Below are 25,199 nucleotides of genomic sequence, written 5' to 3'. Positions count from 1 at the left end.
TCCATGCGCGCAGTCGGTTACCTGAAGTCAGGCCCCATCTTGTCCGACGATTCCCTTCTCGACATCACGTTGCCCGAACCGGTGGCGGCCGGCCATGACCTGCTGGTCGAGGTCAAGGCCGTGTCCGTCAATCCGGTCGACACCAAGGTCCGGGCCGGAGCAACGCCGCCGGAAGGCGAATATCGCATCCTCGGCTTCGATGCATCGGGTGTGGTCAAGGCGGTCGGCGAGAAGGTCACGCTGTTCAAGCCCGGCGACAGAGTTTTCTATGCCGGTGCCATCAACCGGCCCGGCACCAATAGCGAGTTTCATCTGGTCGATGAACGGATCGTCGGGCGGATGCCCTCCTCGCTCGGCTTCGCCGAGGCCGCGGCCCTGCCGCTCACCGCCATCACGGCCTATGAGTCGATCTTCCACCGGCTCAAGGTCCAGGACAAGGTGCCGGGCGCCAACAATGCCATCCTGATGACCGGCGGCGCCGGCGGGGTCGGTTCCATCGCCATCCAGCTTGCCCGCGTCCTGACGGACCTGACCGTCATAGCCACCGCTTCGCGTCCGGAATCCGCCGAATGGGCAAGGGCGCTCGGCGCCCACCACGTGATCGACCACTCGAAGCCACTGGCGGCTGAATATTCAGCCTTGGGGATCGGCGCTCCGGCCTTCGTATTCTCCGTCACCGGCAGCGCCCAGCACCGGTTGCAAATCGCCGAACTGATCGCCCCGCAGGGCCGCGTGGTGCTGATCGACGACATGAAGGACGGTTATGACATCATGCCCTTCAAGGGCAAGGCGGTCTCCGTCCACTGGGAGATGATGTTCGCCCGTCCCGTCCACCAGACCGCCGACATGATCGAGCAGCACAAGCTCCTCAACCACGTCGCCGATCTCGTCGACGCCGGCAAGATCCGCACCACCCTGTCGCAGACGCTCGGGACCATCAATGCGGAAAACCTCAAGAAGGCCCACACGCTGATCGAGAGCGGCCGCACCACCGGCAAGGTCGTGCTGGAAGGTTTCTGAGGCAAAAAGGATACGGCGGCGGGGCTAGGTCTTCGCCGCCGGCAGTTTCAGCGGTCCGCTCGTCTTGACGCTGCGGATGGCGAAGTTCGACTGGATGTCGGTGACATGCGGCAGAACCAGCAACTTGTCGGTCAAAAGCGCTTCGTAGGCCGCAAGGTTTTCGACCACCACTTCGGCAAGAAAATCGGAATTGCCCGAAATCATGTAGCAGCCGACGACCTCGGGCAATGCCTGGAGCGCCTGCTGGAAGTCTTGGGCATGTTCCCGCGTGTGATGGGCGACCTTGAAGGTTACGAAAACGGTGAGCTCCAGGCCAACCGTTCCGCGATCGATATCGGCACGATAACCGCGAATGACACCGCTCTCCTCGAGGAGCCGTATTCGGCGAAGGCAGGGCGACGGCGACAGGTTTACCTGCTCGGCAATCTGGACATTGGTCGCGCGGGCGTCCTTTTGGAGCGCCTCGAGAATGGCCAGGTCGAATTTATCAAGTTTTGGCATATTCGAAACTCCAAACCTAGAATGATGCATCTTTCTGCCAATATGGTGTCCTTTACAGGCATAAATGGCAAGGACACACTGCTGCATATCGCGCTATCTTCATGCGACTGCATCAGGAGAGCCGCCATGACCACCATCAGCAACGCCACCCGACCGCCGCTTTCCGCCGGCCTCGGCGCTATCTCGGCACTGTCCGTCGTGCTGATCTGGGCCTCCTGGCTGATTTCGACGCGCCACAGCGTCGGCACCTCCCTTTCCGCGCTCGACCTCAGCCTGCTGCGTTACGGCGTGCCGGCTCTGGTGCTTGCTCCCGTCTGGCTCAGAACGGGGCTCTGGCCGAAGAAGACACCCAAACTGCCGCTGATCCTGATGGTTCTCGGTTCCGGCGCGCCGTTCTTCCAGGTGGTCGGTTTCGGGATGAAGTCAACGCCGGCTTCTGCGGCAGGCGTCCTGCTGCCGGGCGTCATGCCACTTGCCGTAGCGCTGATCGGCATCGTGCTTCTCGGGGAAAGGCCGGACCGGATGCGCAGGCTCGGCATGGCCGCGATCTTCTGCGGCGGCGTTCTTCTGCTGCTCGGCAGCCTTTCCACCGGCGTCCTGAGCTGGAAGAGCTATATCGTCCTGCCGATCGGTGCAACGCTCTGGGCCGTCTACACCCATGCCTTCCGGCACTCCGGGCTCTCGGCCTATGAGGGCGGTGCGCTGATCTGCGCCTGGTCGACGATCATCAACCTTGCGCTTGTTCCTTTCCTGGGCACGCATCTCTTCGATGCTCCAGTCAGCGAGACCGGCCTGCAGGTTCTCACCCAGGGCATATTGTCCGGGCTGTTGGCGACGATCCTTTACGGCAATGCCGTCAGAGCGCTCGGCGGCACGCAGGCCGCCGCCTATACCGCCGTCACTCCGGTTGCAGCCGCCCTCGGCGGCGCCGTCCTGCTCGGCGAACCTCTCGGCGCGCTGACGATTGCCGCAACGCTGGTCACCGGGGCCGGCGTACTTCTTTCGACCGGCATCCTCTCAAGGCGAAGCTGAAATTCGGGCCTTCAAGCCTGCAGCACCACGACCCGTCCGCCGACCTTGACACGCTCGTAGAGGTCGATGACGTCATGGTTCATCATGCGGACGCAGCCGGACGACATGGCCTGGCCAATCGACCATGGCTGGTTGGTGCCGTGAATGCGAAACATGGTGTCGTTGCCGCTGCGGTAAAGATAGATGGCGCGCGCACCGAGCGGATTGTTGATGCCGCCCGGAAGGCCGCCGGCATATTTCAGGTTCTTTTCCGGATCGCGGCGGATCATGTTGCCAGTCGGCGTCCAGGTCGGCCATTCGGCCTTGCGGCCGATATAGGCGGTGCCGGCCAGTGCATAGCCATTGCGGCCAACGCCGACGCCGTAACGCATGGCGCGGCCCTCGCCCAGAACGTAGTAGAGCCGCCGTGCCGGCGTGTCGACCACGATGGTTCCCGCGGCCTCCGCGGTTTCGTAAGCGACTTCCTGGCGACGCAGTTCCGGCTTGATCTTCTCGAGCGGGATCTTCTTCAGCGGATGAGGCTCTTCCGGACGATCGCCATACATCGCCTGCTGGTTCGGAACCGACTGGCAGCCCGCCACGAAGAGCGGCAATCCAATCAGCAGACCACGGCGCGAAATCGTCATTTTGATGTCCTCAATGTGTTCGTCGAATGACGGCAAATTAAGGAAATCATGGTTAATGCGGAGTTAATCGGTGGAAAAACCGGTAAATACTATCCCTGAATTGCGGGAATTACTTACTCCGCACGCAACAAGGCGGCACGAGTTCTGGACAGGCCTGCCTCTGCCAACAAGGCGAGAAGAATTCCGGCCGCAAGAGCCGCAATCAGGAAAGCCCCGTGCAAGGGCAGATGCAGCAATGGCACCAGCGCGAAGAAAAGCGCCGCGACCAAGCGCACCGCCACCGGTGCCAGCCCGACCAGACGGCGGAAGAAGGCATCCGCAGCCAGATAGACGGCAACACCCGGCGCTAGCAGCATTTCCGAACCGTGTCCTTCCTCTCCGCCCGGAGCGCCCACGGCCGCCTTGAGACCGGCTGCCACGAGGATGAGGCCCGCGATCATCGCAAGGTGGCCGATCGTATAACCGAACAGAGCAATGCGTGTCCGCCGCCGGTTGTCGGCCGCGAGCATGATGTGTTCGGCGCGCTCGTCATCCGCATCGAAATAGCTCCACCACAACAGGGCGATGAGAGCGATCCCGAGGGCGAGGCGCATTATCGTCGCGGCATTCAGCGGGCCGTCGCCGATACCGGCTCCCACCGCGATGATCGTCTCCCCAAGCACGATGATGAGCAGCAGACCATGGCGCTCGACGAAATGTGCGGGGTCGAGCGCAAACCCCTCGCCGGTGTTCATCACCGCCACCGACAGATAGAGGGCTGCGGGCGCGAGAAGCAGAACCCAGCTCCATTCCGCATCGATCACTCCTCCGGCAAGCACCAGCAGGGCCGCGAAAAGATTGAATGGCACGATGCGCAGCATGGCCAGCGCGGCTGCGCGTCCGCCTTGCGCAGCAAAGGCGACGAAATGCAGGACGACGACGAAGAGATAGGCCAGCCCGAAGGTCAGGCGACCTTCTCCCTCGGTGGCAGAAGAGCTCAGGGCCATCACCATGAAGCCCGCCATGGCCGCCATCAAAACGAGCCGCATCGTCTTGGGCGTGTGGGCATGGTTGGTGAGCCAGATATAGCCGCCATACATCCACCAGACGAGCATCAGCACGGCAAAGGCGTGCAGATAGTCAACCGCCCCATGGGCATGCTCGACGAGGTGGGTGATACGGGTAATCGTGTAGACGAAGACCAGATCGAAGAAGAGTTCGATGGTCTGGGCTCGAAACTGTGGCTTGCCGTTTTCGATATGGTCGCTCATATCACTCGCCCCCCGGTCAGCCCTGATTGCCAGACTATAAAGAGAGATTTCCCTGAAATTCTTTGGCCCGCAAGCTCAACGGCAAGAAAAATATACGGAACGGCGAATTTTGATAATTGCCAATATTTGAAAGATGCGCAAACTCGCCAGTCGTTAACCTGGGGGACGAGATTACATGAACAGTGTCATTACATCGATCACTGCGACCACATGGTTCGGCTATGTAGCACGCATCCTGCTCACCTACATATTCTGGGCAAGCGGCGTCTCCAAGCTCGTGGACTTTCCAGCAGCGGTTGCGGAGATGCAGCATTTCGGTCTCAATCCACCGGCTTTCTTTGCGGTCGCAACCATTTTCGTGCAGCTCGCCGGCTCCCTGCTGGTCATTCTCAACCGATGGACCTGGCTCGGGGCGGGTGCGCTCGGCGTCTTCACCGCGCTCACCATTCCGATCGCCCACACGTTCTGGAGGATGGAGGAGCCGCTGAAGACCGTTGAGTTCTACCTGGTGATGGAGCATATCACCGTGATCGGCGGCCTGATGGTCGCTGCGTGGAAAGCAGGCAGGTGAGGCCGGTCGGCGGGACGACGCGGAGAGCGTCCGCCGCCGGTCAGGACATTCACGTTCCCGCCGCGAGTTGTGCGGGCTGACGCAGTCCGATCATCACGCCGAGAAGCGCCAGTCCTCCGCCGATGACATGGAAGCTCTCCAGCCGCTCGCCGAGCAGGATCATCGCCAGCGCTGCGACCAGCACCGGAAAGAGATTGAAGAACATCGAGGAGCGGGCGGCGCCAAGCTCGCGCACGGCGATCATCCACATGAACGGGCCGAGCAGCGAGGTCGGCAGCGCCGCATAGAGAACCAGCGGCAGATTGGCGGCCGTGAGTGGGCTCTTTTCGCTGGCCAGCCAGAACGGCAGGAGGATCAACACCGCCGCGCCGATCTGCCACCAGAGCTGCAGCCAGGTGGAAATCGGAATACGCCAACGCTTGAGCAGCACCCCGTAAAGCGCGCTGGAAAAGACCGCGACGATCATCAGCCCATCCCCGACATGCACACCGCCCTCAATCAGATTGGAGATGTTCCCGCGCGCGGTCAGGTAGAGAAGGCCGGCAAAGGAGACGATACCTCCGATGATGCGGGTCACGGCAAGCCTCTCGTCGGCGATGAGCGCCGCCAGAAAGGTTGAAATCAGGGGAACGAGGGCGATCAGCACACCCATGTTGACGGCGGTGGTGGTCTTGGCCGCTTCATAGGCAAGGCTCTGATAGGCAACCATGCCCATCAATCCCAGGAAGGCAAGCTTTGGAGCATAACGCAGGCTGACGTGCCGTTCGCTCCAGGCGGAACGCAGCACGAAGGGCGCCAGCACGAGAAAAGCGATGACCCAGCGATAGAAGGCGATCGAGGCCGGATGAATGACATCGATCGCGGCCTTGCTGACAATGGTATTGCCGGACCAGATGACGACGGTGGCAAGCGCCAGCAAAACCGGCATCATCGGCAAGCCATTGTCCGATCCACTTTCCCGCTGCTGAAACTTCGCCATGGCCGCCTCGCATTGTTACGCTCGGCATCTCTCTAGCAAATGTCTAAATCTCGCAATATAACGAATATCAGACAAAATGTTACGAGGAGACGCCATGCCGATCCAGTACGGCCACATCGACGGGGAGCCGCCCCGGCCGGTTTTCCTGCGCACCGAGTACTATCGTGCGGGAACCGTCTTCCCGTCGCGCCGGCAGGCCTGGGCCGAACTGAACTACGCGCTCGAAGGCGTCTCTGAAATCACCATCGAGGGGGTGCCATTTCTGTCGCCGCCCCATTATGCGATCTGGATTCCGGCGGGTTTCAGCCATCAGGCGGTCAATCGTCACGACATCCGCTATGCCACCGCCTATATCGAGGCATCGTTATGCGCGGACCTGCCGCAGGAACCCTGCACCCTCGGCCTCAGCCCGCTGCTGAAGGCGATCTTCGCGGATTTCGATGCGCGGGGCGTGCGCCATCCCCGCAGTGACGCCGATCTCAGGCTCGCCATGGCGATCGTCGATCAGGTCCGGGTCGCGCCGCGCTTCCTGCATTACCTGCCCGCAACGGACGACCCGCTGCTGGCCCCCGTATTGCGCGCCCTGCAAGACGATCCGGGCGATCGTCGCTCGGCCGCCGAATGGGCCCGGCTCAGCGGCACGACGGAGCGCACGCTGGCGAGGCGATGCCAGGACCTTCTCGGCATGCCGTTCAACGACTGGCGACAACGGCTGAAGCTGGTCACGGCGCTTTCCCTGCTCGAGGAGGGACACAGCGTCCAATCGGTTTCGCACCGGCTGGGCTATGGCAACACATCGGCCTTCATCGCCATGTTCCGGCGATTGACCGGAACGAGCCCATCGCAAATGCGCAGCAACCAGAAAAAAGGCCCGCCGGAATGACGGGCCCTGTGTCATCGGGTGGAAAGAGTTCCGCTTTCAGATGCCGTCGATGGCATGGAGCCAGCCATGCCTGTCATTGCTCTGGCCGCGCTGGATGCCGACCAGCGTGTCGCGAAGCTTCGTGGTGAGCGGGCCGGTCTCGCCCCCGCCGATGCTGAATTCACCCTCCGGATACTTGACCGTGCCGATGGCGGCAACCACGGCGGCAGTGCCGCAGGCAAAGGCTTCCCTGAGCTTGCCGCTCTGCGCATCGGCCTTCCATTCCTCGAAGGAATAGGGCTTTTCATGAACGGTGACGCCCTCCTCGCGGGCAAGCGAGATCAGTGACTTGCGGGTGATGCCCGGCAGGATCGTACCGCCAAGCGGCGGGGTGACGATCGATCCGTCCTCGAAGACGAAGAAGACGTTCATGCCGCCCAATTCCTCGACCCACTTGTGTTCGGCGGCATCGAGAAAGACGACCTGATCGCAACCCTTGGCATAGGCTTCGGCCTGGGCGACGAGGCTTGCAGCATAATTGCCGCCGCACTTCGCGGCGCCGGTTCCGCCGGGAGCCGCACGGGTATAATGTTCGGAAACCCAGATGCTGACCGGCTTGGCGCCGCCCTTGAAATAGGGGCCGACCGGCGAGGCGATGACGCAGAAGATGTATTCCTTCGACGGGCGCACACCGAGGAAGTTCTCGCTGGCGAACATGAAGGGGCGCAGATAGAGGCTTGCGCCCTCGCCTTGCGGTATCCACTTGGCGTCGATGCGAACGAGTTTTTCGACCGCTTCGAGGAAGGCCTCTTCCGGCAGTTCCGGCATGGCCATGCGGCGGGCCGACTCGTTGAAGCGGCGGGCATTCTCCTCGGGGCGGAAGAGCACGGCGCGACCATCGGCCGTGCGATAGGCTTTCATGCCCTCGAAGATTTCCTGGGCGTAATGCAGAACGCTCGATGCCGGATCGATCGGGAACGGTGCGCGCGCCGTCACCTCGGCGGAATGCCAGCCTTTGCCCTCGCTCCAGCGGATCACCGCCATGTGGTCGGAGAAGAGCGTGCCGAAACCGAGGCTTTCGAAGGCCTTGAGGCGATCGGCTTCGGGCATCGGACTGGTATTCGGCTTGATATCGAAGGTAAGGCGGGGCGTTTCGGCTTGCATGGACGATGATCTTTCAAGTGATCTTGGAGGTGGCGCAAACTGCCGCTTCGGCCGGGATTTTTCAAGGCATTTCGTGAGAGCGGGGCAAAGTCATGCCGGCCGCGCCCAACCATCGCGCTACACGGGTCGAGCGAGGTCCGGCGGCCGGTCACGGATCGTTGCTGTCGTCCGGATCGTCGGCACATGGCCAGCCGGCGGGAGCCTTCAGTCCGGGCGGCAGGCGGGTGGAGGCGTCACCGCAGGCGAGGTCGACCTGCTCCTGCTCCAGACCGGTAGCGGCAGAAAGATCGAGACCCTCGATGCGCGCCAGCAACAGGAAGGCGTTGCGAAAATCCAGCGGCCCGGTGAAGACCGCATCGTTCAGCCGGGCACGCGCCAGATTGGCCATGGTGAAGCGGCTGCCTGTGATCGTCGCCCCGCGGAAATCGGCCCGGCCGAGTTCGGCCTTGGTGAAATCGGTGCCCGTCAATTGCGCCTCACGGAAGTCTGCGCGCTGGATCTCGGCATTGACGAAGGTAGCGCCGTCGGCGGCACTGCGGGCGAAATTGCTTCTGTAGGCCTCGACCTTGTTGAAGTTGGCGCCCTCGAGCTTGGCGGCGACGAAGGATGTCCGGACCATCTTGGCCTTTTCGAGATTGGCGGATTTCATCGAGGAGCCACGCAGATCGGTGAAGCTGAAATCGGCCTTGGCGAGATTGGCACCGTCAAGCTCGCTTTCCGTGATGATGAGCATCGACTTCTTGCAACCGCTCCAGTCGGCGCCCGGCTGCGCGTAACTGCGGCAATCCCCGGCCTTCGCCTCGCCGGCGCCGGCCGCAACCGACAGCAGCAGCATCGCGGCCCAGGCTGCAGTCCGCCGCGACGTCAACCGCGCACCATCCAGGATCGTCATCATTTCGCTCCGCAAACCGATACCGAGCGCAACCGCGCGCCGTCACACCCTTTATCTAGGAAAACTGCGGCGTCATTCAAACAGGGAAAGTTGGACAAACCGGTAATTTCATCGAGCCGCCTACCGGGCGGCCCGATGCACAGGCGCTTGCCAGTCGTCGTTCCCGGTCCTTTCACGGATGCCGGTCAGACATGCGCTATGCGGCGGCTGCTAGTTCCACTGCTGGCTACGCCACTCCCAGGGAGTGACCTTGCCATCCTTGTCACCATCCGCGGCCTCGAAACGTGCCTTGGCATTGGCAATGAACTCGGCCTGAGAAACGCTCTCGTTCTTGTCCGTGTCCATGGTGCCGAAGCGGTCGCTCTTTTGCTTTTCCCGCTCAGCCTGCCGGCTCTTGTTCCAGCCATTCTGCGGCCCCATGCGAACGGCCATGTACTCTTCCATGGTCAGTTCGGCGTTGTCGTCCGAATCCATTGCGGCGAACACATCTTCCGCCGCCGAGGCCGCTTCTTCCGCGCTGATGACGCCGTTTTCGTCCGCGTCGATGATCGGGAACCGGCCACGCCCGGGTGCATTCATCATCATGCCGCCACGGCCCCAACCGGGACCCCCGCCAGCTCCATAGGACTGTGCTTCGGCGACACCTGCCACAAGAGCTGCGGCAAGGGAAAGGGTCACAAATGTCTTCAGCTTCCGTACCATCCGCTCAATCCTCCAACAATTCCGGTGCAAGGGTCAGGCCGACGGACCGCTCCCGGTCCCATCGGACAAGTCACATATTACATTCCTAATTCATATAAACATTGATATGTATCAATACCCCCGCGCGGGCGCCCGCAGCAGCGCGCATGCCGCGGCTCAAAACGACTGCACCCGACGTCTGGCAGGACGTCGGGTGCAGGATCGTCTGGTGCTGAAATCTCGCGTGCTCGGAAACCTTGCCGGATATCCGAGGACAAGGCCTGTCACATGTTCGGATAAACCGGCCCTTCGCCACCCTGCGGCGGCACCCAGTTGATGTTCTGGTTGGGGTCCTTGATGTCACAGGTCTTGCAGTGCACGCAGTTCTGCGCGTTGATGACGTAGTTCATCTCGCCATCCTTCTCGACCCATTCATAGACGCCCGCGGGACAGTAGCGCGTCGACGGACCGGCATAGACGCCGAGTTCGGACGACGTCTGCAGGGCGATGTCCTTCACCTGGAGGTGGACCGGCTGGTCCTCCTCGTGGTTGGTGTTGGATAGAAACACCGAGGACAGGCGGTCGAAGGTCAATACCCCGTCCGGTTTCGGATAGGCGATCGGGGTGTGCCTGGACGCCGGTTCCAGCGACTGGGCGTCGGTCTTGCCGTGCTTCAGCGTGAAGGGCGAGGTTCCGAAGATCTGGTTGATCCACATGTCGAGACCGCCGAGCGCCACGCCGACCGCCGTGCCGAACCTCGACCACAGCGGCTTGACGTTGCGAACGCGCTTCAGATCCTTGCCGATATCGGTCGAACGCCATTCGTTCTCGATCTCGACCGGCTCGTCATTGGCGCGGCCGGCAGCAATCGCCTCGGCGATCTTTTCGGCGGCCAGCATGCCCGACAGCACCGCATTGTGCGAGCCCTTGATGCGCGGCACGTTGACGAAGCCGGCGGAACAGCCGATCAGCGCACCGCCCGGGAAGGAGAGCTTCGGCACCGACTGGTAGCCGCCCTCGGTGATCGCGCGGGCGCCGTAGGACAGGCGCTTCGCGCCGTCGAAGGTCGGGGCGATGGCCGGGTGGGTCTTGAACCGCTGGAACTCTTCGAACGGGAAGAGATAGGGGTTCTTATAGTTCAGGTGGACGACGAAACCGACCGCCACGAGATTGTCTTCGAGATGATAAAGGAAAGAGCCGCCGCCGGTCTTCATGCCGAGCGGCCAGCCGAAGGAATGCTGAACGAGGCCGGGCTTGTGGTTCTCCGGCTTGACCTGCCAGAGCTCCTTGAGACCGATACCGAACTTCTGCGGCTCGCGATCCTTCTGCAGATCGAATTTCGCGATGAGCTGCTTGGCGAGCGAACCGCGCACGCCCTCGCCGATCAGTACATACTTGCCGAGCAGCGCCATGCCGCGCGTGTAGTTCGGACCCGGCTCGCCGTTCTTCTCGATGCCCATATCGCCGGTGGCGACGCCGATCACGGCGCCTTCGTCGTTGTAGAGCACTTCGGTCGCGGCAAAGCCCGGATAAATCTCGACGCCGAGGGCTTCCGCATGGGTCGCCAGCCAGCGACAGACATTGCCGAGCGAGACGATGTAGTTGCCGTGATTGTTCATCAAGGGCGGCATGAAGGCATTCGGCAGGCGGACGGAGCCGGCAGGCCCGAGGAAGAGGAAGTGGTCGTCGGTCACAGGCGTCTTGAACGGATGGTCCGCTTCGTTGCGCCACTCCGGCAACAGGCGGTCGATACCAACAGGGTCGACGACGGCGCCGGAGAGAATGTGGGCTCCGACTTCGGCGCCCTTTTCCAGCACGACGACGGAAAGCTCGGGATTGACCTGTTTCAGCCGGATCGCCGCCGAAAGGCCCGCCGGCCCTCCCCCGACAATCACCACGTCGAATTCCATGCTTTCGCGTTCGGGCAGTTCCATCGCTTCGCTCATTGTCCTCTCCGCTCGACCGATCCCCTTTTATCCGGCTTCTTCCTTGTCAAAACACAAGCGGCTTGTCGAGCCGGGATGCGACACGCTCTGGCCCGAAATTATGGTATGGGATCATTCCCGCACAGAATATCTACCGTTTACGTTCACGTCAATTATATGCGCTGCGCCATCCTGACGCGCCATGCTCGTGACCGCGTGCCCCATAGATCCGTCGATGGTGTCAGCAATGGAGACCGAGAGCATCGAATGAAAAGGGCGCGTATTCCACACGCCCCCTTCCCCGACATGAGGCGGTGGCCGGTCTTACAGCCAGCCGCGCCGCTTGAAATAGAGGAACGGCAGGGCAGCCGACGCCACCATCAGCATCATCGCCCAGGGATAACCGATATCCCAGCGCAGTTCCGGCATGGATTCGAAGTTCATGCCATAGACCGAGGCAACCAGCGTCGGCGGCAGGAAGACGACCGAGGCGACCGTGAAGATCTTGATGATCTGGTTCTGCTCGAGATTGATGAGCCCAAGCGTCGCATCCAGCAGGAAATTGACCTTGCCCGACAGGAAGGCCGCATGATCCCCGAGCGAGGAGGCATCGCGCTGGACCATCTTCACCCGCTGGCGGACTTCCTTGCTCGGCTTGCGCTGCGGCGTCTCCAGCGCGGCATGATAGGCAACCAGCCGGGAGATGCTGACGAGGCTTTCGCGCACACCGCTCAGGAAATCGCCCTTTTGCCCGAGGTGCTCGATCAGCGACTGCAGGTCCTGGGTCTTTTTGGTGGAAGGCGACGCCTTGCTGCGGAACACCTCGCGCGAGATACCGTCGATCTCGTTGCCGATGCGCTCCAGCACGTCCGCCATGCGATCGACGATCGACTCGATCACACCGATCATGACCTCCTCGCCGCAGCCATAGGCCTGGGCATTGACACGCAAGGCCCGGTGGACGAAGGCGACGAAGGGCTTCGGCTCGGCATAGCGCACCGTAACCAGCGTCGCGCCCTTGAGAATGAAGGTGATCGGCGTCTTCGTCGGCTCGCCATTGTCGAGATTGGTCAGCGCCGTCAGCGTCATGAACTCGGCTCCGTCCTCCTGGTAGAGGCGGGCGGAAAGCTCGATTTCCTCCATCTCGTCGCGGGTCGGGATGGAAAGCTGAAGGGCCTGCTCGACATGCCGGCTTTCCTCCGGAGTCGGGCTTACGAGATCGTACCAGAGGACCGGAGCGGCGGCCTCGGTGGCGTTGTTTTCGATGATGTCGATTTCGGAATTGTCACGCAGAACAAGGCGTTCTGCTTCGCGGAGATAGATGCGCAGCATGGACATGCTCCTTCAGGGCTTTTTGCCATCCGGAGCAGGCGCGAAGATCGGACCTGTTACCGGAGGGAACGGCGGGTTTGGTTCGAACTTCGACTGGAAGGATCCATTGCGATATCCTCGGGTTGAGACGCGATCCTGTCGCGACGCACATCAGATGATCCCAAATCGCGGCAGGATCAAGCCCAAAATTCCGCATTGCGAAAGTTTAACGAAGGCAGGCTAGATGCAGAACGGAAGGCACGCGCGCTTGCCAAAAAAGCCGCATGGGTGCATGGCAATCGGAAAAGCTCCGCCTCTCCCGCAGAGGGCCCATCGTCCGGATTTCGCCACCATGCCAGCCGCTCCCCGCCTCTCGCCAGCCGACCTTGCCGAACGCCTGTCGGAGCTTCATCCCGAACTCACCATTCTCGGTCCCTCGGAACTTACCGGACGCCATGCGGGCGAGCATCCCGACAATTTTGCGGGCGGCGTCATGGCCCAGCCGGGATCGAGCGAGGCGGCTGCGGCGCTCGTCCGCTGGTGCGCGGACAACAGCGTCGCGATCGTGCCGCAGGGCGGCCTGACCGGCCTCGTCGGCGGCAATGTCAGCCATGCCGGCGAAGTGATCCTGTCTTCATCGCGGTTGAACCGCATCCTGGCCATTCACGCCGACGAGATGACGGTCGAGGTCGAGGCGGGCGTGGCTCTCGAGACGCTGCAGCAGGCAGTGGCCCCCCACGGCCTGACGACCGGGATCGACCTCGGCTCGCGCGGCACCGCCACCGTCGGCGGCATGGTCTCCACCAATGCCGGCGGCATTCTCGCCTTCCGCAACGGCGTCATGCGCCATCAGGTTCTTGGGCTGGAGGCGATCCTGCCCTCCGGCGAGATCTATTCGGACATGACGCGGGTGGTGAAGGTTTCCGCCGGACCCGATCTCAAGCATCTCTTCATCGGCGGTGAAGGCGCCTTCGGCTTCGTCACGAAGGTCGTGCTGAAACTCGAGCCCCTTCGCCCTCACCGTGCCACGGCCTTTATCGGCGTTGCGGACGCAGCCGCGGCGCTTTCGGTCATCAGGCATTTCCGCTCGCTGCCGGCCGTTACATTGGAGGGCGCCGAAATGATGTGGCCGCGCTATATCCGCGACCATGCGAAACTGAAGAATTTCGATCTCTCATGGCTCGAAGACGATGCCGGCGCCTTGCTGATCGAAGTTTCCGCGGAGACGGTCGAACGGGCGACGGCGGCACTGGAAGAAGGCCTCGAGACGCTCTGGGAACCGGCGGATCTCAAGGGCGGCATCATCGCCCAGTCGCTCGAGCAGGCCCGCAGGTTCTGGGATATACGCGAGGACTCCGGTTTCTACTATGCGGACATTCCCGGCGCAGCCTCCTTCGACATTTCCGTGCCACCAACCGGTCTGGACGCCTATGTCGCCGGCCTTCATGCGCGGTTGAGAGCCATCGATGCGACCTATGACGCCTATGTCTACGGCCATATCGCCGACGGCAATCTGCATATCACCCTCATCAGGCGGGGACCGCTGATGGAAGCCGAGCTGCTCGCCGTTGAAGGCGCAGTCTATTTTGGCGTGCAGGAAGCGGGCGGAAGCTTTTCCGCCGAGCACGGCGTCGGTTTCGAGAAGCGTCACGGCTATGAAACCTGCATATCGCCGGAAAAACGGGCGCTTGCCCGTGCGATCAAGCAGGCGCTCGACCCGAAGGCTATGTTCAATCCGGGGAAAGTGCCTTTCGCCTGACTTGCGGTTTCCGCGCCTCGCCCCGCGCCTTCACCTGCCCGCAACGAAGAGACGCACACCCGCATCGTTCAGCTTGCGCAGCAGATCGGCATCCGGCAGCGCGTCGCAGACCAGTTCATGAATATCGGCCAGTCCGCCGAGCTTCACCAGGGCGCGGCGGCCGAACTTGCTGCTGTCGACGGCGAGGATGATAGTTTCCGCCTGCTTCATCGCCGCCTGGACGGCCGCCACTTCGGCATGGTCGTCGTCCCCGATATCGCCGGCCGAATCGATCCCGCTCACCGAGATGATGGCGGTATCGAACTTGAACTTGCTGATGAATTCCGGCGTATCCTGACGGAACACGCCGCCATCCACCCGACGGACGAAACCACCCGGTACCGCAACCGTGAAATCCGCGCCCTCGCTCAGAACCGTCGCGACGCGCAGGCTGTAAGTCACGACCCTGAGGCCCTTGTGCCCGAGAAGAGCGCGGGAGACGGCCTCGCACGTCGTTCCGGTGTCGATGAAGATTGCCGAACCATCCTTGACCCGCTCGACGACGGCTGCACCGATGCGCTCCTTGGCTTCGGCATTTTCGACGCGCCGGGCGCGCAGGACGCCGGGGTCGATCGGATGGGCGACCGTTGCGCCGCCATGCAGGCGACGCACCTTGCCGGCCATCTCCAGTTCCTGAATGTCCCTTCGCGCCGTCTGGGTCGTGACGGAGAAGCGCGTGGCGATCTCCTCGAGCGAGATGTAGCGGTACTGTTCGAGATGCTGCATCAGGCTGTGCTGACGGCGTGTCTTTTTGTCCATTGTCTTTTTCGTACCCTCCGGCTGTCCGCCCCTGCCCGGATTTCGATTTATCGCGAGGGAACCATATCGCCGGCAAAATGCAAGCAACCGCAACGCGTCACCAACAGAAACAACGAAGGCGGGCCTAAACCCGCCTTCACTTTTCCAGATGGTTGTTTCAAATCAGAACTTCAGCTTGAAGCCGGCGTTGATGCCGTGATCGGCCCCGTCGGCGGCGAACTCGCCGACGTAGTTGACGAAGACCGAGGAGTTTTTCGCGACATCGAAGTCGACACCGGCCTTGACGACGGCTGCATCGCGATTGGCGGAAGCGCCCTCGATGTCGAAGACCGAGCCGCCGGCCAGCGCCATGGACGTCTCCGGCGTGATATCGCCGAAGGCATGCCGCCAGGAGGCCTGTCCCTTGAGGCGAACCATCGTGCCGCCGATGTCGAACGTCGTTGCCGCACGCAGACCGATGTTGGCGAAGGTCACGTCGTAGGTGGCGTCATCGACGGAGAGTGCCGCAGCGCCGCCGTCTTCCGTGAAGCCGTCCGTCGAGACATGGACCTGGGCCAGACCGACGAAGGGCTCGAACACCGCCTCGCCAAGCTGCATACGATAGGCCGCCTCGCCGAAGAGCTGCGCGGTTGCCGCATCGTAATCGGCGTTCAGGCTGTCGGTGAAATTGCCAAAGGCGATGTCGCGGTCGGCCTCGATCGCGTTCCAGCCATAGCTGCCGCCGAAATTCAGGCGCAGTGCGCCGAACTGGGAGGAACCGTAGAAGCCGAGGATGTAGCTGTCGGCGTCGGCGGAAGCCGGCTGGCCGGCCTGGGAGAAGGAGGAACGGCCATACCCCCCGAGAATGCCGAGGCGCAGGTCTTCCGACACCATGCCGTCGATGCCCATCAAGAGGCCGCCGGTGCTGCGGTCGAGCTGATCCACGCCGCTGCCATCGGTCGACCCCCTGGAACCGAAGCCCTGGCTCCAGGCCTGATATCCGGAGGCGTCGTCGCCCGACTGACCCGAAGCGCCCTCGGCGGGACCCATGCCATTCAGCCGCTGCTCGACGGCATCTCGGACAAAGCGGCTGTCGTCGGCGAGTGCACCGGCGATCGAGGGATAGATTTCGCCGGATACCTGATGGAAGGCTTCGTCGGCCGTTGCCGCGTCCAGCCTGAGGACGGCGTCGTAGAGGTCGTTGCCGCTGCCGAGGCTTTCGATGCCGCCGGCGGTGGCGATACGGTTGCGCGTGGTGGCGACGCTGCCGAAGCCGAGATTGTTGCGCTCAAGCCGCAAGGTGACGCCCGTGGCGGAATAAAGCAGGTCCGGAGACAGGAAGGCGAAATCCGACCCGACGCTGTCGAACTGACCGGAGATGCCGACGCCGGCGGAGAGGATCTGGTAGTCGGTCATCGGATCGAAATCGCTGCCGGCCGCGATGAAGTAGAGCGAGCCGCCGTTGATGAAGATCGAGCCGGAGGCCGCGATCATGTCGGAATTGCCGCTGCCGTCGACTTCGGCCTCGTAGGTTGAGCCCGCCTCGAAGGTCACGTCGCCTGCGACATTCAGCCGACCGATGGAATTGCCGGGCGCGACCGTGCCGCCGGACGCGACCAGGAGATCGCCGACAGTGCCGTTGCCGCCGAGAATGCCGCCATTCAGAACAGTGGTCAGGACGGAGTCCTCGATCGAACCGTTGACGGCCAGACGCCCCTCGGCAACGATGGTTTCGCCTGTGTAGCTGTTGTCGGCGGTGAGGTTCAGAGCGCCGGCGCCGGCCTTGGTGAACGAACCGATGCCGGAAATCTCGCGCGCGATCGTCACCCTGTTGGCGGGATCGTCGACATCGATGGTGCCGCCGCCCGCTTCGAGGATCACGGAACGGTCGAGTGCGGTCATAGCCGTGCCGGCGATCTTCAAAGTACCGTCGTCGAGGCGCAGTTCCGCCGCCGAGGTGCCGAGGGCCGCATCCTCGTCGACGATGACCGTGCCGCCATCCGTGACGAGCGTTTCGTCGATGAAGCTGTGGTCGTCGATACAGTATTCCTGGATGGCCTGCTGGAAACGCGGATCGGTGCTCTTGCAATCGAGGAGCGTCTTCTTTTCGGCCGTGGTCAGGCCGGTCAGGATCGGCATGCCTTCATCGTCGGAGACCTGGCCGAGATAAAGGTCGGTGCGCATGTTGTTGCGGGTCAGATAGAAGACCTTGCCGTTTTCCTCGAAAACGGGGGCATCCGTACCCCAGACCAGTCGCGTCTGGCCGGTCACGCCGGCAGCATCGGTGTATTTCTCGAGCGCCGGGCCGATCCACTTCATGGTGTGGGCTACCGGCTCGTGGTCCGAAAGCGGGGTGGTGCCGTCGTTGGCATAACCGACATCGTCCAGAACGCCGACATAGGGATCGGAAGGATCGTCGGCGATGATCCACCACTTGCCGTAGGGCCGAGAGACGAGGAAGTGGTCGATCTTGACCCGGTCCCAGCTCGTCCAGGTGTTGGTCGCATCCTCGCCATGGGAAGGCCATGTGGTGCTGCCGTCGTTCAGGTCGTGCGGCGCGTAGGTTTCCCGCTCGCTCTCGTTCTGCAGAAGAATATACTGCTTCTTCAGAAGGTTCATGGTCTGCGGCGTGTTCGAGGTCACAGGATATGTCTCGTCCTCGAAGGTCAGGCCATTATCGGCCATGTCCTTGGCGACGATTTCCTCCCACTGGCGCCAGCTCATCTGCGAGATGCTGGTCAGCCCCGGATAATCACTCCGGTGCGCATCGAAATAGGCCTGGATCACATTGCGATAATGCTCGCTGCCGTTTCCGTCGGTCGCCTTCATGCTGTCCACATAGGCCTGGAATTCGGCTTCCCGGCCCTCGGGCGTGTATTCGCTTGCAAGGTCCAGCCACAGATCCGAGCTGCCGCCATCGATGATTGTGCGCGCGAAGAGATAAGCCTGCTGTTCGGCATTGTGGAGGCCACGCTCGGAGAGGTCCCCGGCGTTGAAATCGCCGACGATCATGACCGGCGCATCCGTCGAGAGGGCCCATTCGTTGAGCGCCTTCGCCTGGGTAACGCGATTGTCGGCCTCGTCGTAATAGTTCAGGTGAACCGAGCCGACGATGGTCGTCGGCACGCCGTTCTGGTTGTCAAGGGTAACGTAGCTGACCGCCGGTCCGCCATTCGGAAGCGTCGTGTTGCCGGAAGTTCCGGGCAGGCGATAGGTGACGCCGACATCGCTCGTCTGCGTGCTCGTATAGGTACCGAGCCCGGCATTTGCGAGAATGCCGGGGATCTGCGCCGAATAGGTGCTGTTGGCCCGCAGTTCCTGGAAGGCCATGATGTCGTAGGCCCCGTTGATGAGAAAATCGGAAATCTGGGAAGCGTCTGGCTTGAAGCGGTCGAGCCAGGTGTTGAGCGACAGCACCCGGAAAGTGCCTTCATCCGCGGCCTGGGCGGAACCGAGCGAAGCTCCGAGGAAGGCCGCTCCACAGAGCAAAACACCAAGGCGGCGGCGCGAAAGACTGGCTGCCATATTTTTCATATGATTATGATAGATTTTTGACATTTAATCACCATGACGAGCTAATTTTGGGGCGAAACCGGGCATTTTCCCGTTCGTCAATGGTTATCTCAAAGTTAAATGTAACCTTTGTGACATTTTCAACCAAGCTCTGTCGGCGGCAAGCGGGACCGAAACGCCGGAGCCCGCTCCATCCCGGCGCTCGACAAGGCAGCGGGCAAAGTCATCCCCTCCGACAATCCCGGAGGCCTTTCCTTTCGCACCGCGCCCTTGCTAACGTAGGATCAAAGCAATCACGTCACGGGAAGGACTCACACATGGATCTCGGCATCAAGGGAAAGCGGGCACTGGTACTGGCTTCCTCGCGCGGACTTGGCCTCGGCATCGCCAGGGCGCTGGCGGCGGAGGGCGCGCATGTGCTGCTGTGCGGCCGTAGCGGCGAGAAGCTGAAGGCCAATTGCGAGGCCATCAATGCCGCAGGCCAGGGCAAGGCCGATCATGTCGTGGCCGATCTTTCGGATGCCGATTTCGTCGATACCATGCTGGCCGCCGTTCACCAGAAACTCGGGGGCATCGACATTCTCGTCAACAATACCGGCGGCCCGACGCCCGGAACCGCAGAGGAAATGACGCCGGAAAAGCTTTACAACTTCTTTCAGAGCATGGTGGTCCGGGTCATCACGCTGACCAACGCACTGCTGCCGCTGATGAAGACGCAGGGCTTCGGCCGCATCGTCACCGTCGCCTCCTCCGGCGTGTTCGAGCCGATCCCCAATCTTGCGCTTTCCAACACCCTGCGTTCGGCGCTGGTCGGCTGGAACAAGACGATCTCCACGGAAGTCGCTTCCTATGGCGTGACCGCCAACATGATCCTGCCCGGCCGCATCCACACCGACCGCATCGAGGAACTCGACAGCGCCAATGCCCAGCGGACCGGCCGCACCATCGAGGAGGTTCGCGCCGCATCGATCAGGACCATTCCGGCCGGACGACTGGGCATGGTTGAGGAATTTGCCGCCGCCGCCGCGTTCCTGTGCTCGCAGCCCGCCAGCTACATCACCGGCACGATGCTGAGGGTCGATGGCGGCGCGGCCCGCTCGATCTGAGACCCGACCCTGAGATTGACGATCCCGCGCATCTCAGGGTGCGCGGGGTTTTCCGGCTTCCGCCGCCGTTTTCAAACCCCTGAAAACGCTGGATTTCGCCGGTTTTTCGACTATAGTAGATGCGACAATTTGTTCCATGGGAGGAGAAATATGGAGCATATTCGACAGCTACTGACGATCGTCGGAGGCCTGATTATCGTCGTCGGCGCGGCCTGGGTCGCGCACGGCACTCATATGGTGAGCCTGCCCGGCACGGACTTCATGCCCAAGGACAGCGTCTGGACCGTCAACGGTTCGCTCGTCGCCATCTTCGGGTTGATCGTGCTTGTCGGGGCACGCTTCCTTCTTCCGCGCGATCACGAGCCGTCCGCCTGACCGCTCCATGCTCGACATGAGAAGTAGCGCAACTGGACCGGGAGGCCGGCGGCGCTGAACAGTGCAAGAAGCACCTCTCTGGCGCAGATGCCAAGCCTCTGATCCAGAGGAGGAAATCGGGAGGAAGGCAATGATTGCAACCGCACGTCTGCTGTTTACGGCAATGGGGCTCATCCTGGGTCTGACCGGTCTGGTGTGGGTCGGACAGGGAACCGGACTGTTTCCCTATCCGGCAACGAGTTTCATGATTAACCAGGACGAATGGATCGCCTACGGCCTCGTGGCCATGATCGCGGGCCTCGGCGTCATCTGGGCCGCGCAAAACTATATGCGTGAAAACTGACGGGGGCGGTTGCCCCCGCCCGAACGATCAGAAACCGGCCGCGATTTGCGGAAAGTCCGCAATCAGGCTATCGCGCGTCATGAGGCTGAGCGGCTCATCGGCCGGGCGGTTGGCGATATTCAACCGGGCGAAGATCACGCGCCGGTCGCCCTTCGTGGCCCAGCCGACGAACCAGCCGAGCGGGCGCGAACGATCCGCCCTCCCCGCCTTGTCCCGCATCAAGCCGCTGCCGGTCTTGCCCTGGATATCCCAGCCGTCTGCGGCAGAAAAATGCGGCACGATGGCAAGCGTCATGTCCGCCGCATGTTCAGAGACGGGAAGGCCACCTGTCAGGAAACGGCGCAGAAACGCCACCTGCTCATCCGGTGAGATCTTCAGCGACGACATGAGCCAGGACTGCGTGAGACCATCCTTCTTGCCGGCATTCCCGGACACATCGCGATTGCCATAGCCGAAGCGCTGCACATAATCGGCAAACCGGCGCTCACCGAGCCGGCGGGTGATCTCCTGCGAATACCAGACAATCGACTCCTTCTCCCATATCGTCGGATCGGTCGCCTTCTGTTCGCGTTTCGGACGGTCGAGTTCCGCGCGGTAGTCCCAGCGGGGATTGCGCTCGTCTTCGAGGATGCCCGCATCATAGCCCATCATGGCCAAAGGCAATTTGAACGTCGACATCGGCGAGAAAGGCTCGTCGCAGAGCCCCTTGCGGTAAAGCGTATCGCCGCTCGCTTCGTCGATGACAACGGTACAATGGACCGGCTCCGCCGAGAATGCCGGATATCCTGAGATAAAAAGGGCGGTGACGCCGAATGAAAAGCCAAGAAACATGCGTCTGCAAAATGCCATGGAATGCTCCCTTGGTTGAACACGGCATTTCTAGTCCGGCTTGCGAGCCGCGCACAAACGATGATAACTGCGGCGAGCCATTAGAAAAATAAGGCCTTCCATGGTTCGACCGCATCTGCCGCTCAATGCGCTGCGCGCCTTCGAGGCCGCCGCCCGCCACCTGAGCTTCACACGCGCCGCCATCGAACTCCGCGTCACGCAGGCCGCCGTCAGCCACCAGGTGAAGTTGCTCGAACAGCGGCTCGGGGTGACGCTCTTCCGCCGCCTGCCGCGTGGATTGATGATTACCGAAGAGGGACTGGCGCTCCTGCCTTCGCTGCAGGAGAGCTTCGACCGCATGGCCGACATGCTGGAGCGGTTTCATGGCGGGCATGTGCAGGAGGTGCTGGCCATCGGCGCCGTCGGCACGTTTGCGGTCGGATGGCTCCTGCCGCGCCTCGGCGACTTCCGCCGCCAATATCCCTATATCGACGTCCGGCTTTCGACCAACAACAACCGGGTGGACATCGCCGCCGAAGGGCTGGATTACACCATCCGTTTCGGCAACGGCGCCTGGCACGATATCGAGGCGGAAGCCCTGTTCGAAGCGCCGCTTTCGGTGCTCTGCATTCCACAGATCGCCCGCCAGCTGGAAAAGCCCGAGGACGTCGCGCGCCAGAACCTGTTGCGTTCCTATCGACATGACGAATGGCCGGACTGGTTCGAGGCAGCCGGGGTCAACCCGCCGCAGATACGCGGCCCCGTCTTCGATTCCTCGATCATCATGGTGGAGGCAGCCCTGCAGGGCGCCGGCGTGGCGCTCGCGCCGCCATTGATGTTTTCCCGCCATCTCGCCGGCGGCGCCATCGAACAGCCCTTTCCGATCCATGTCTCCAAGGGCTGCTACTGGCTCACCCGGCTGAAATCCCGCAGCGTGACACCCGCCATGCAGGCTTTCGGCGCGTGGATGATGGCCATGGCGCACGAGACGAAAGAGGCGAACGGCTGAGCCGAAAGGGCCTTGCCTTCGCCCTGTCATCCATGCCATTAGGCGCGCTCTTCATTGCGGCGCGCATCGACTGCGCCCCTTTCATGTTCGGGCACGGCCCGATTCCAGAGACAGACATATCAAAAGGGAGCGGCAGCGATGGCTCACGCGCTGGGGCTTGATTTCGGCACGACCAATACGGTGATGGCGCTTGCGGATGCGGACGGCACGACGCAATCGGTATCCTTTGCCTCGTCGGCGGGCGTGACCGACAGCATGCGCACTGCACTCTCCTTCATGAAGGATGCGCAGCTCGGCGCACGCGCGCTCAAGGTCGAGGCCGGACAGGCGGCCATCCGCCAGTTCATCGACAATCCGGGCGAATGCCGCTTCCTGCAGTCGATCAAGACGTTTGCGGCCTCGGCACTGTTCCAGGGCACGCTCATTCATGCCCGCCGGTTCCAGTTCGAGGATCTGATGGAGGTCTTCCTGCGGCGGCTCGAAACCTATGCCGGCGAGGGCTGGCCCTCGGAGGCAAAACGCATCGTCGCCGGCCGTCCCGTGCATTTCGCCGGTTCCAATCCCGACCCGCAGCTTGCCATCACCCGCTACAACGAGGCGCTCTCCCGTTTCGGCTTTCCGGAAGTGCATTATGTCTACGAGCCGGTGGCGGCCGCCTTCTATTTCGCCCGCAACCTGAAGAAGGATGCGACCGTTCTGGTCGCCGACTTCGGCGGCGGCACCACCGACTATTCGCTGATCCGCTTCGAGACGAATGCGGGCCGTATCAGCGCCACGCCGGTCGGCCATTCCGGTGTCGGCCTTGCCGGCGACCAGTTCGACGCCCGCATCATCGAACATCTGGTGGCGCCGGAAATCGGCAAGGGCAGCCAGTTCAAGAGCTTCGGCAAGCTGCTCGACGTGCCGAGCAACTACTATCTCAGCTTCTCGCGCTGGAACCAGCTTTCGGTGTTCAAGACCTCGCGCGAGTTTGCCGACCTGCAATCGCTGGTGCGCCAGGCCACCGAGCCGGACAAGCTGGAGCTTTTCATCGAACTCATCGAGCATGACGAGGGCTATCCGCTCTATCAGGCGGTGTCGGCCACCAAGATGGCGCTATCGAGTGCAGAGGAGGCCGAATTCCACTTCGCCCCGCTCGGGCCGGCCGGCCACAAGAGCGTCAAGCGGAACGACTTCGAAAACTGGATCGCCGACGATCTCGCCCGCATCGAAGGCGCGCTCGACGAGGTGCTGGCGAGCACCGGCACCGCGCCCGAAGATATCGATAAGATATTCCTGACGGGCGGCACCTCGTTCGTCCCGGCCGTTCGCCGCATCTTCACCAACCGCTTCGATGCAAACCGGATCGAGACCGGCGGCGAAATGGTATCGATTGCCCACGGTCTCTCGCTGATCGGCGAGCGCGACGATATCGAGCAATGGACGGCGTAAGGCCGTTCATCCACTGGGGAAAAGACGCAATCGGGAAAGCGACGGGGACGCGCCGCTCGACGCCCACCCTCCCCGAACGACCGCCTGGCAAAAACCGTTGACGCCTGAGGTCGGCCGGACAATCGCCGCTCAATCGGCCTTCCTGTCCGGCGCGCTTTGCGCTAAGACCCGATCATGACCCCTACCCGCGACATGATGCCTGCCGAACTGGCTGCGCTCCTGCATTTTTATGCGGAAGCGGGCGTCGACTGGCTCGTCGAGGACGAAGCGGTAGATCGTGTCGCCGAGTTTGCGGAGCAGCGCGCCCGCGGGCCCAGGGCCTCGGCAGCGGCCTCGCCCGCCAGCCAGGCCGCACCGGCCCAGGCTGCACCCGAGGGACGCGCTCGGCCGACTGCGGAACGCCCGGCCCCGAGGCCCGCCGCCGTTGTTCCGGCGCCCGCCATTCCCGACGAGCATGCCGTCACCGAAGCACGTTTTGCCGCCGAGAGCGCGCGTTCGCTCGCCGAACTCAGGACGGCGCTCGAAGCGTTCGGCGGATGCAACCTCAAGACATCAGCACGCTCGACGATATTTGCCAACGGCGATCCGGCAAGCGGGATCATGGTTATCGGGCCGATGCCCTCCGGCGACGACGACCGCGAGGGAGCGGCCTTTTTCGGCCGCGCTGGGCTTCTTCTCGACCGTATGCTGGCGGCCATCGGGCTTTCGCGCGATGGCGTGATGATTACAACCGTCATGCCGTGGCGGCCGCCCGGCGACCGTTCGCCTTCGCAGCCAGAAGCAGCCATCTGCCGCCCCTTCATCGAAAGGCAGATCGAGCTCGCCGAACCGAAAACCGTCCTTCTCCTGGGCAATTTCACCGCGCGTTTCTTCTTCGGCGAAACCGGCACCATCCACGCCCTGCGCGGACAGTGGCGCGATATCGCCGGCGGCAATCATGCCGTCCCGGCCATCGCCACGCTTCATCCGCAGGAACTGCTGACCGCGCCGGCCAGCAAGGCACTGGCCTGGCAGGACCTTCTGGCATTCAAGGCACGGCTGGAGCAGCGCTGAAACAGCCCGCCTGAAAGCATATGGCGATCCGGCTCGTTCCCGGCCTGGCCGGGTCCGGATTCGCGACAGACGATCAAAAAAGTGACATCCGTTAAAAGAATATGAAGGGAGCCATGCATCTGGCGCAATGCAGCGACGCATGCGCCCGCCTTGCCGAAATCATGTTGCGTTGCAATATAGAGCCAAGTTGT

General features: G+C 62.4%; 23 protein-coding genes. 11 read left to right on the top strand and 12 right to left on the bottom strand.

Annotation, left to right across the window (positions count from 1 at the left end; translation table 11 throughout):
- Positions 1 to 3: 3 nt before the first annotated feature.
- Positions 4 to 1,020 (top strand): zinc-binding alcohol dehydrogenase family protein, encoded by a 1,017-nt coding sequence (locus ACLBKR_RS04545; protein WP_113448292.1) that lies wholly within the window; start codon positions 4 to 6, stop codon positions 1,018 to 1,020.
- A gap of 24 nt (positions 1,021 to 1,044) precedes the next feature.
- Here the strand turns inward: ACLBKR_RS04545 and ACLBKR_RS04540 are convergent, their stop codons facing one another.
- Positions 1,045 to 1,521 carry an Lrp/AsnC family transcriptional regulator gene (locus tag ACLBKR_RS04540; protein ID WP_113341101.1) on the bottom strand — a complete coding sequence of 159 codons (477 nt, stop codon included), beginning with the start codon at positions 1,519 to 1,521 and terminating at the stop codon, positions 1,045 to 1,047.
- Between the two features lie 126 nt (positions 1,522 to 1,647).
- Here ACLBKR_RS04540 and ACLBKR_RS04535 point away from each other — a divergent pair, with 126 nt between their 5' ends.
- On the top strand, positions 1,648 to 2,553 hold the full coding sequence (locus tag ACLBKR_RS04535) for a DMT family transporter (RefSeq protein WP_113439556.1): 906 nt from the start codon (positions 1,648 to 1,650) through the stop codon (positions 2,551 to 2,553).
- 11 nt (positions 2,554 to 2,564) lie between these two features.
- Here the strand turns inward: ACLBKR_RS04535 and ACLBKR_RS04530 are convergent, their stop codons facing one another.
- Both ACLBKR_RS04530 and ACLBKR_RS04525 read right to left on the bottom strand, forming a co-directional pair.
- Positions 2,565 to 3,179: a L,D-transpeptidase gene (locus tag ACLBKR_RS04530; RefSeq protein WP_113341099.1), complete on the bottom strand. Its 615-nt coding sequence runs from the start codon at positions 3,177 to 3,179 to the stop codon at positions 2,565 to 2,567.
- A 113-nt stretch (positions 3,180 to 3,292) separates the two neighbouring features.
- Positions 3,293 to 4,429: a low temperature requirement protein A gene (locus tag ACLBKR_RS04525; protein WP_113448293.1), complete on the bottom strand. Its 1,137-nt coding sequence runs from the start codon at positions 4,427 to 4,429 to the stop codon at positions 3,293 to 3,295.
- Positions 4,430 to 4,604: 175 nt separating this feature from the next.
- Between ACLBKR_RS04525 and ACLBKR_RS04520 the strand changes: the two genes are divergently transcribed.
- A complete protein-coding gene (locus ACLBKR_RS04520) occupies positions 4,605 to 5,000 on the top strand; it encodes a DoxX family protein (RefSeq protein WP_112827424.1) in 396 nt (131 codons plus the stop codon).
- Between the two features lie 49 nt (positions 5,001 to 5,049).
- Here the strand turns inward: ACLBKR_RS04520 and ACLBKR_RS04515 are convergent, their stop codons facing one another.
- Positions 5,050 to 5,979 (bottom strand): DMT family transporter, encoded by a 930-nt coding sequence (locus ACLBKR_RS04515; protein WP_414900804.1) that lies wholly within the window; start codon positions 5,977 to 5,979, stop codon positions 5,050 to 5,052.
- Positions 5,980 to 6,073: 94 nt separating this feature from the next.
- Between ACLBKR_RS04515 and ACLBKR_RS04510 the strand changes: the two genes are divergently transcribed.
- A complete protein-coding gene (locus tag ACLBKR_RS04510) occupies positions 6,074 to 6,862 on the top strand; it encodes an AraC family transcriptional regulator (protein ID WP_113438667.1) in 789 nt (262 codons plus the stop codon).
- A gap of 36 nt (positions 6,863 to 6,898) precedes the next feature.
- Here the strand turns inward: ACLBKR_RS04510 and ACLBKR_RS04505 are convergent, their stop codons facing one another.
- The 5 genes from ACLBKR_RS04505 to corA form a co-directional block, all read right to left on the bottom strand.
- Positions 6,899 to 8,005, bottom strand: coding sequence for a branched-chain amino acid aminotransferase (locus ACLBKR_RS04505; RefSeq protein ID WP_113338843.1), 1,107 nt, complete (start codon positions 8,003 to 8,005; stop codon positions 6,899 to 6,901).
- A gap of 148 nt (positions 8,006 to 8,153) precedes the next feature.
- Positions 8,154 to 8,897: a pentapeptide repeat-containing protein gene (locus ACLBKR_RS04500; protein WP_414900801.1), complete on the bottom strand. Its 744-nt coding sequence runs from the start codon at positions 8,895 to 8,897 to the stop codon at positions 8,154 to 8,156.
- A gap of 210 nt (positions 8,898 to 9,107) precedes the next feature.
- Complete coding sequence (locus tag ACLBKR_RS04495) at positions 9,108 to 9,599, bottom strand: hypothetical protein (RefSeq protein WP_414900799.1); 492 nt, start codon at positions 9,597 to 9,599, stop codon at positions 9,108 to 9,110.
- Positions 9,600 to 9,862: 263 nt separating this feature from the next.
- Positions 9,863 to 11,524 carry an electron transfer flavoprotein-ubiquinone oxidoreductase gene (locus ACLBKR_RS04490; protein WP_414900797.1) on the bottom strand — a complete coding sequence of 554 codons (1,662 nt, stop codon included), beginning with the start codon at positions 11,522 to 11,524 and terminating at the stop codon, positions 9,863 to 9,865.
- 303 nt (positions 11,525 to 11,827) lie between these two features.
- Positions 11,828 to 12,835 carry a magnesium/cobalt transporter CorA gene (gene corA / locus ACLBKR_RS04485; RefSeq protein WP_113442657.1) on the bottom strand — a complete coding sequence of 336 codons (1,008 nt, stop codon included), beginning with the start codon at positions 12,833 to 12,835 and terminating at the stop codon, positions 11,828 to 11,830.
- A gap of 331 nt (positions 12,836 to 13,166) precedes the next feature.
- Between corA and ACLBKR_RS04480 the strand changes: the two genes are divergently transcribed.
- On the top strand, positions 13,167 to 14,573 hold the full coding sequence (locus ACLBKR_RS04480) for an FAD-binding oxidoreductase (protein WP_113448347.1): 1,407 nt from the start codon (positions 13,167 to 13,169) through the stop codon (positions 14,571 to 14,573).
- Between the two features lie 30 nt (positions 14,574 to 14,603).
- Here the strand turns inward: ACLBKR_RS04480 and ACLBKR_RS04475 are convergent, their stop codons facing one another.
- The gene (locus ACLBKR_RS04475) at positions 14,604 to 15,371 is read right to left on the bottom strand and encodes a DeoR/GlpR family DNA-binding transcription regulator (RefSeq protein WP_113448295.1); all 768 of its coding nucleotides are present in this window, start codon (positions 15,369 to 15,371) and stop codon (positions 14,604 to 14,606) included.
- Positions 15,372 to 15,533: 162 nt separating this feature from the next.
- Entirely contained in the window at positions 15,534 to 18,875 is a 3,342-nt protein-coding gene (locus ACLBKR_RS04470) for an autotransporter domain-containing protein (RefSeq protein ID WP_113448296.1), read from the bottom strand.
- A gap of 305 nt (positions 18,876 to 19,180) precedes the next feature.
- On the opposite strand from ACLBKR_RS04470, the gene ACLBKR_RS04465 reads away from it, so the two are divergent.
- The 3 genes from ACLBKR_RS04465 to ACLBKR_RS04455 all read left to right on the top strand — a co-directional run bounded on the left by ACLBKR_RS04465 (position 19,181) and on the right by ACLBKR_RS04455 (position 20,687).
- On the top strand, positions 19,181 to 19,969 hold the full coding sequence (locus ACLBKR_RS04465) for an SDR family oxidoreductase (RefSeq protein WP_113442654.1): 789 nt from the start codon (positions 19,181 to 19,183) through the stop codon (positions 19,967 to 19,969).
- Positions 19,970 to 20,119: 150 nt separating this feature from the next.
- Positions 20,120 to 20,344, top strand: a complete 225-nt coding sequence (locus ACLBKR_RS04460; protein WP_112827434.1) for a hypothetical protein — start codon at positions 20,120 to 20,122, stop codon at positions 20,342 to 20,344.
- A 130-nt stretch (positions 20,345 to 20,474) separates the two neighbouring features.
- On the top strand, positions 20,475 to 20,687 hold the full coding sequence (locus tag ACLBKR_RS04455; protein ID WP_244711713.1) for a hypothetical protein: 213 nt from the start codon (positions 20,475 to 20,477) through the stop codon (positions 20,685 to 20,687).
- A 27-nt stretch (positions 20,688 to 20,714) separates the two neighbouring features.
- Here the strand turns inward: ACLBKR_RS04455 and blaOXA are convergent, their stop codons facing one another.
- Positions 20,715 to 21,536 (bottom strand): class D beta-lactamase, encoded by an 822-nt coding sequence (gene blaOXA / locus ACLBKR_RS04450; RefSeq protein WP_113448297.1) that lies wholly within the window; start codon positions 21,534 to 21,536, stop codon positions 20,715 to 20,717.
- 100 nt (positions 21,537 to 21,636) lie between these two features.
- Here blaOXA and ACLBKR_RS04445 point away from each other — a divergent pair, with 100 nt between their 5' ends.
- The 3 genes from ACLBKR_RS04445 to ACLBKR_RS04435 all read left to right on the top strand — a co-directional run bounded on the left by ACLBKR_RS04445 (position 21,637) and on the right by ACLBKR_RS04435 (position 25,008).
- Positions 21,637 to 22,524: a LysR family transcriptional regulator gene (locus ACLBKR_RS04445; RefSeq protein WP_113426443.1), complete on the top strand. Its 888-nt coding sequence runs from the start codon at positions 21,637 to 21,639 to the stop codon at positions 22,522 to 22,524.
- 138 nt (positions 22,525 to 22,662) lie between these two features.
- Entirely contained in the window at positions 22,663 to 23,955 is a 1,293-nt protein-coding gene (locus ACLBKR_RS04440) for an Hsp70 family protein (RefSeq protein ID WP_414900791.1), read from the top strand.
- Between the two features lie 174 nt (positions 23,956 to 24,129).
- Positions 24,130 to 25,008 carry a uracil-DNA glycosylase gene (locus ACLBKR_RS04435; protein ID WP_414900789.1) on the top strand — a complete coding sequence of 293 codons (879 nt, stop codon included), beginning with the start codon at positions 24,130 to 24,132 and terminating at the stop codon, positions 25,006 to 25,008.
- Positions 25,009 to 25,199: the final 191 nt, after the last annotated feature.

The sequence above is a fragment of the Paenirhizobium cremeum genome (assembly GCF_047553425.1).
GTDB lineage: Bacteria > Pseudomonadota > Alphaproteobacteria > Rhizobiales > Rhizobiaceae > Allorhizobium > Allorhizobium cremeum.
This window is presented reverse-complemented; position numbering and strand designations above follow the sequence as displayed.

What these genes read in the sequence shown, in the direction of transcription:
- ACLBKR_RS04500 (WP_414900801.1), bottom strand. Translation starts at nt 8,897, where the DNA reads ATGACGATCCTGGATGGTGCGCGGTTGACGTCGCGGCGGACTGCAGCC.
- ACLBKR_RS04495 (WP_414900799.1), bottom strand. Translation starts at nt 9,599, where the DNA reads ATGGTACGGAAGCTGAAGACATTTGTGACCCTTTCCCTTGCCGCAGCT.
- ACLBKR_RS04530 (WP_113341099.1), bottom strand. Translation starts at nt 3,179, where the DNA reads ATGACGATTTCGCGCCGTGGTCTGCTGATTGGATTGCCGCTCTTCGTG.
- ACLBKR_RS04490 (WP_414900797.1), bottom strand. Translation starts at nt 11,524, where the DNA reads ATGAGCGAAGCGATGGAACTGCCCGAACGCGAAAGCATGGAATTCGAC.
- ACLBKR_RS04465 (WP_113442654.1), top strand. Translation starts at nt 19,181, where the DNA reads ATGGATCTCGGCATCAAGGGAAAGCGGGCACTGGTACTGGCTTCCTCG.
- ACLBKR_RS04540 (WP_113341101.1), bottom strand. Translation starts at nt 1,521, where the DNA reads ATGCCAAAACTTGATAAATTCGACCTGGCCATTCTCGAGGCGCTCCAA.
- ACLBKR_RS04440 (WP_414900791.1), top strand. Translation starts at nt 22,663, where the DNA reads ATGGCTCACGCGCTGGGGCTTGATTTCGGCACGACCAATACGGTGATG.
- ACLBKR_RS04435 (WP_414900789.1), top strand. Translation starts at nt 24,130, where the DNA reads ATGACCCCTACCCGCGACATGATGCCTGCCGAACTGGCTGCGCTCCTG.
- ACLBKR_RS04505 (WP_113338843.1), bottom strand. Translation starts at nt 8,005, where the DNA reads ATGCAAGCCGAAACGCCCCGCCTTACCTTCGATATCAAGCCGAATACC.
- ACLBKR_RS04515 (WP_414900804.1), bottom strand. Translation starts at nt 5,979, where the DNA reads ATGGCGAAGTTTCAGCAGCGGGAAAGTGGATCGGACAATGGCTTGCCG.
- ACLBKR_RS04470 (WP_113448296.1), bottom strand. Translation starts at nt 18,875, where the DNA reads ATGGCAGCCAGTCTTTCGCGCCGCCGCCTTGGTGTTTTGCTCTGTGGA.
- ACLBKR_RS04445 (WP_113426443.1), top strand. Translation starts at nt 21,637, where the DNA reads ATGGTTCGACCGCATCTGCCGCTCAATGCGCTGCGCGCCTTCGAGGCC.
- ACLBKR_RS04535 (WP_113439556.1), top strand. Translation starts at nt 1,648, where the DNA reads ATGACCACCATCAGCAACGCCACCCGACCGCCGCTTTCCGCCGGCCTC.
- ACLBKR_RS04525 (WP_113448293.1), bottom strand. Translation starts at nt 4,429, where the DNA reads ATGAGCGACCATATCGAAAACGGCAAGCCACAGTTTCGAGCCCAGACC.
- ACLBKR_RS04460 (WP_112827434.1), top strand. Translation starts at nt 20,120, where the DNA reads ATGGAGCATATTCGACAGCTACTGACGATCGTCGGAGGCCTGATTATC.
- ACLBKR_RS04455 (WP_244711713.1), top strand. Translation starts at nt 20,475, where the DNA reads ATGATTGCAACCGCACGTCTGCTGTTTACGGCAATGGGGCTCATCCTG.
- ACLBKR_RS04480 (WP_113448347.1), top strand. Translation starts at nt 13,167, where the DNA reads ATGCCAGCCGCTCCCCGCCTCTCGCCAGCCGACCTTGCCGAACGCCTG.
- ACLBKR_RS04510 (WP_113438667.1), top strand. Translation starts at nt 6,074, where the DNA reads ATGCCGATCCAGTACGGCCACATCGACGGGGAGCCGCCCCGGCCGGTT.
- ACLBKR_RS04475 (WP_113448295.1), bottom strand. Translation starts at nt 15,371, where the DNA reads ATGGACAAAAAGACACGCCGTCAGCACAGCCTGATGCAGCATCTCGAA.
- ACLBKR_RS04545 (WP_113448292.1), top strand. Translation starts at nt 4, where the DNA reads ATGCGCGCAGTCGGTTACCTGAAGTCAGGCCCCATCTTGTCCGACGAT.
- blaOXA (WP_113448297.1), bottom strand. Translation starts at nt 21,536, where the DNA reads ATGGCATTTTGCAGACGCATGTTTCTTGGCTTTTCATTCGGCGTCACC.
- ACLBKR_RS04520 (WP_112827424.1), top strand. Translation starts at nt 4,605, where the DNA reads ATGAACAGTGTCATTACATCGATCACTGCGACCACATGGTTCGGCTAT.
- corA (WP_113442657.1), bottom strand. Translation starts at nt 12,835, where the DNA reads ATGCTGCGCATCTATCTCCGCGAAGCAGAACGCCTTGTTCTGCGTGAC.